The sequence below is a fragment of the Flavobacterium sp. genome (assembly GCF_044338735.1).
Lineage (GTDB): Bacteria > Bacteroidota > Bacteroidia > Flavobacteriales > Flavobacteriaceae > Flavobacterium.
This window is the reverse complement of sequence record NZ_JBIIWV010000148.1, coordinates 1-4961: the sequence shown is the minus strand read 5'-3', so window position 1 is coordinate 4961 and position 4961 is coordinate 1. Positions and strand designations below refer to the sequence as shown.

At 33.1% G+C, this 4961-nt stretch carries 3 protein-coding genes; all 3 read left to right on the top strand.

The window, feature by feature from the left end:
• Positions 1–29: 29 nt before the first annotated feature.
• Genes ACIQZC_RS08960 through ACIQZC_RS08950 form a run of 3 tightly spaced genes read left to right on the top strand, consistent with a single transcriptional unit; the run spans position 30 to position 4818 of the window.
• Complete coding sequence (locus ACIQZC_RS08960) at positions 30–2807, top strand: carboxypeptidase-like regulatory domain-containing protein (protein ID WP_396138888.1); 2778 nt, start codon at positions 30–32, stop codon at positions 2805–2807.
• Between the two features lie 11 nt (positions 2808–2818).
• Positions 2819–3439 carry a choice-of-anchor J domain-containing protein gene (locus tag ACIQZC_RS08955; RefSeq protein ID WP_396138887.1) on the top strand — a complete coding sequence of 207 codons (621 nt, stop codon included), beginning with the start codon at positions 2819–2821 and terminating at the stop codon, positions 3437–3439.
• 5 nt (positions 3440–3444) lie between these two features.
• Positions 3445–4818 carry a DUF5689 domain-containing protein gene (locus ACIQZC_RS08950; RefSeq protein ID WP_396138886.1) on the top strand — a complete coding sequence of 458 codons (1374 nt, stop codon included), beginning with the start codon at positions 3445–3447 and terminating at the stop codon, positions 4816–4818.
• Positions 4819–4961: the final 143 nt, after the last annotated feature.

Genomic DNA, 4961 nt, shown 5'->3' with positions numbered 1-4961 from the left:
TTAAATTAGTATTAATTTTAATATTCTTTATGAAAAAACTTGTATTGAGCGCATTACTAGTGCTACAAGCTGTTTTTGTTTTTGCTCAGCAAAACCCTGCCTTAAAAGGGAAGGTTGTCGATGCAAAAAGTCAAAAACCACTACAAAATGTTGTAGCTACTATTCAAAGTAACAACCAGTCTGCCTTAACTGATTTTGAGGGGAACTTTGTTTTTCAAGCTTTGCCTTCTGGGGCACAAGTATTGGTGATTAAATCTAATGGATACAATCAACAAAGTTTAATGCTTGAACCGTTTACAGGCGAAACCATCGACTTAGGAACAATTGTTTTGGAAGAAGACATTACTTCTGAACAACAATTAAGTTTAGTTACCATCACTGAAAATGACTTAGGAGATGATAATAGTGGTTCTGAAAGCACCTCGGGTTTATTACAAGCTACGAGAGATGCTTATCAACAAGCGGCTGCTTTTAACTGGGGACAATCACGTTTTAGAATTAGAGGATTAGATAATGAATATGGCGTTACCATGATTAATGGTATTGTAATGAATAAATTGTATGACGGAAGACCACAATGGAGTAACTGGGGTGGTTTAAATGATGCCACAAGAAACCAAGAATTTACTATGGGTTCTGCGCCGTCTGATTATACTTTTGGTAGTGCATTAGGAACACAAGAAATTAACACTAGAGCTTCATTTTACAGACCAGGATCTAGAATTTCTATGTCGGGAACCAACACAAATTACAGTTGGAGAACCATGGGAACCTACGCATCTGGAATGGACAAAGACGGATGGGCGTTTGTGGTTTCTGCATCAAGAAGATGGGCACAAGAAGGCTATTTTGAAGGAACAGATTATGCAGCAAATTCTTTATTTGCAAGTGTTGAGAAAAAAATAAACGACAAACACAGTTTAAACTTAACTGCTATGTATGCTCAAAATAGCAGAGGAAAATCGTCGCCAAACACGGAAGAAGTTAATAATTTAATGGGAATTAAATACAATTCTTACTGGGGATGGCAAGATGGTAAAAAGCGTAATTCAAGAGATAAAGACGTTGAAGAACCATTAGTGATGTTATCGCATTATTGGAAATTATCTGAAAAAACATCTTTAAATACCAATGTTGCTTTTCAAACTGGAACCATTGGAAATTCTAGATTAGATTATCAATTAGGAAATAATCCAGATCCAACCTATTATAAAAATTTACCAAGTTATTTCAGTAACTTAGTTGGAGGTTTAACAGATACAGAAAATGAATTTTATTCAAATGCATTCAAATCTAGATCACAAATTGATTGGAATGCTATGTATATCGCCAATCAAAATAGTGCCTTTCCTGGAAGAAGCGTTTATGTGTTGTATGAAGACCGAACTGACGATAATTTACTGAATGTCAATTCTATCATTAATTCAAGTTTATCAGATAATATTGTATTAAATGCTGGAGTTAATGTGCGAAAATTACGTTCACACAATCACCAAAATTTACTTGATCTTATGGGAGGACAGTATTTCCTTGATATTGATCCGTTTTATTCAGGAAATGCCGGTCAATCTGATTTAAATAATCCGAACAGACAAATAGGCGAAAATCAAACATATGGTTACAACTATTTGTTACATGCGTTAACTTTTGATGGTTTTACTCAATTTAAATTTACATATGACAAAGTTGATTTTTATTTAGCACAAAACTTCTCTAGAACAGAATATCAAAGAGAAGGTTTATACAAAAACGGAATCTATGCCGATAATTCTTATGGAAAAGGAAATAGCATCACTTTTGAAAACTTTGGTTTTAAAGGAGGTTTGACTTATAAAATAAACGGAAGAAATTATTTTGATTTCAACGGATTATATCAAACTAAAGCGCCGAGTTTAAGAAATACTTTCTCTAACGCCCGACTTAACAATGTAATTACTCCAGATATTCAAAGCGAAAGAGTTACCAGTGCAGATGCAAGTTACATCTTAAAAACACCAAAAGTAAAAGCTCGTTTGACTGGTTTTTACACAAAAATTCAAGATGCTACTGAAATTTCATTCTTTTACGGAGAAGGAATTGGAAGCGATGATGGTGGAGACGAAGACACTTTTGTAAGTGAAATCGTATCTGGAATTGACAAACAAAATATGGGTGTAGAACTTGGTTTAGAATATAATATTACTTCAACCATTAAAGCAACTGCTGCTGCTTCATATGGGCAATATATCTTTTCAGACAATGCAAGATTGAAAACAAACGATGATGCTTTAGCTGCTGCCGGAAACAATTCATTAACTGATTTTGGAACCGTTTACATTAAAAATTATCACCAACCAGGTATGCCACAAACAGCTGCTTCTTTTGGATTAGAATATAGAGATCCTAATTTTTGGTGGATAGGCGCAAATGTTAATTATTTAGCTAACAGCTATGTTGATTTTGCAAACATTCTAAGAACCGATAATTTTAGTATTGATAGTGCAACAGGCGATAATTATACTGGTGCAACGCCAGAAACCGTTAGAGCTATTCTTAAACAAGAAAAATTTGATAGTTTTACATTGGTTAATTTAACCGGAGGGAAATCATGGAGAATTAGCAAAGCAAACAGAAACACAGTTGGGTTTTTTGCCTCTGTAAATAATGTATTTGATATCCAATACAAAACTGGTGGATTTGAGCAATCTAGAAAAGCTACTTTTCCTGATTTACAAGCTGATCAGTTAAATGGAACGCCTTCTTTTGGTTCTAAATATTTCTATGGATACGGAAGAACGTTCTTCGTTAACTTTTACATAAATTTCTAAAAAATTATATTATGAAAATAAAATTTTTAAAAACAATATTTTTGTTAGGGCTTGTTTCAAGTTCGTTAACAAGCTGTGTAGGAGATGACGATTATGTGATTCCTACGGTGAATGAATATGCCTTTAAAGAAGGTTTTGAAACTTCAACTACCGGAAGTGGTTCAAACGAAGTTGCCATATCATTAACAGGTTGGATAAACTATAATGCAACTGCAACTCGTTTATGGCATGCAAGAACTTTTTCTAATAACATTTATGCAGAATTTTCATCTTTCTATTCTGCTACAGGAACCAATGATGTAGCTTGGCTAATTACACCTGCTATTGATTTAACAGCAACATCAGGGGAAATTTTATCTTTCAATACTAAAACAAGATATTCAAACGGTTATCCTTTGACTGCCTTTATTTCAACTAACTATAATGGAACTACTGCAGGAATTGCAACTGCAACATGGACACCATTGACTTTTACAACACCAACAGCAGATGATGTCTTTGTAAATAGTGGAAACATAGATATTAGTGCTTTTGAAAGCAACAACGTTAGAATTGCTTTTAAATACACAGGAAGTAAATCAGGTGTAACAACAACTTGTCAGTTAGATAATATTAAGATCACTAAAAATTAATAGCTATGAAAAATATAAAATTAATAGTAACAACAGTAATTTTAGCAACTTTATCAAGTTGTGTAAATGGCGACGATTATGGTGTGCCAGATTTATCAAATGATTGTGTAACTATAGTAAAAACTAAAGAAGTTAGTGATATTACAAATAGTGCTACTGCTACAACAGTTCCTTATACTACCTCTGAAACAGTTGTAGATTATATTGAAGCTTATGTTACATCAAGTGATGAAGGTGGAAATTTTTACAAATCGATTTCAATGATGTCGTTAGACGGATTAAAAGGGTTTAGTATGCCTGTTGATAATTACAACTTATACACTGAATTTGAACCGGGCAGAAAAGTAACCATTAAACTAGACAAAAATCGTTATTTCAACAAACAACACGGTTCTACTGTTATTGGTTCTTCTTATAATGCTGGTGTTGGTAGAGTATCTGGCGTTGAGTATAAGAATGTTATTTTACGTTCTTGTACTGATGTAAATGAAAACGATATCAAGAAAAATTTAACGATTGCAGTTGCAAAAAACGATCAATATTTAAACATGTTGATTGAGTTTGATGCGGTTCAATTTACTGATGCTTCTCTAGGTAAAAAATATTATGATGCTACTTTAAATAGTTTTGGTGGTGCCACAAATCATGAAATTACAGATCAATTTGGAAATAAAGTAATTTTAAGAGCAAGTGAATTTGCAACATTTGCTTCAAATGCTGTGCCTTCTCAAAATGGTAAAATTCGTGGGGTAATGACTAAATATAATAGTGATTATCAATTTATGATTAGAACATTGAAAGATGTTGATTTAACAAACAGCCGTTTAGACATCGATTTGTATCCACCTATTGGCGGAACTGCAATCGTTTATGATGCTGCTTTGAATGAACCGTTTACAAGTTATACCACTACCAACCAACAAGTATTCCCAAAATACATCAACGATGCTGCTGTAGGAAGCAGATATTGGCAAAGAAAAGTTTTTGGTGGGAATACTTATATCCAAATGTCTTCTTTTGGAGGAACGCCTGAAGCAAATCGTTCTTTATTTATTGTTCCTGTTAACATGACAACGGCTAATACACTTTCTTTTAAAACAAAAGATGGTTTTAATAATGGTGCTGTTTTAAAAGTATATTATACTACAAATTATGTTCAGGGTTCTCAAATTACAACTGCTACTTTAGTAAATATTACCTCAAGCTTTACAATTGCTTCAGGATCTACTTCTGGTTATGCTACAAACTTTACAAATAGTGGAACTTACAATATTCCTGCGGGTGTAACCGGAAACGGTTTCTTCGTTTTTGAATATGTAGGAAATGGTTCTGGTGGAGCTACAACAACCATGCAAATAGATGATATTGTAATTAACTAATTACAATTCTTATACTTCAAAAGCGGCTCATTTGAGTCGCTTTTTTTATGCTTGCTATTTCGTACCTTTGTATTCTTAAAGAACGATTATGTTAGAGAAAGAAGTTATTGACTTTGAAAAATCAATTATAGTTGGAATAATAA

Coding starts and splice junctions, on each gene's coding strand:
- ACIQZC_RS08960 (WP_396138888.1), top strand. CDS start 30: ATGAAAAAACTTGTATTGAGCGCATTACTAGTGCTACAAGCTGTTTTT.
- ACIQZC_RS08950 (WP_396138886.1), top strand. CDS start 3,445: ATGAAAAATATAAAATTAATAGTAACAACAGTAATTTTAGCAACTTTA.
- ACIQZC_RS08955 (WP_396138887.1), top strand. CDS start 2,819: ATGAAAATAAAATTTTTAAAAACAATATTTTTGTTAGGGCTTGTTTCA.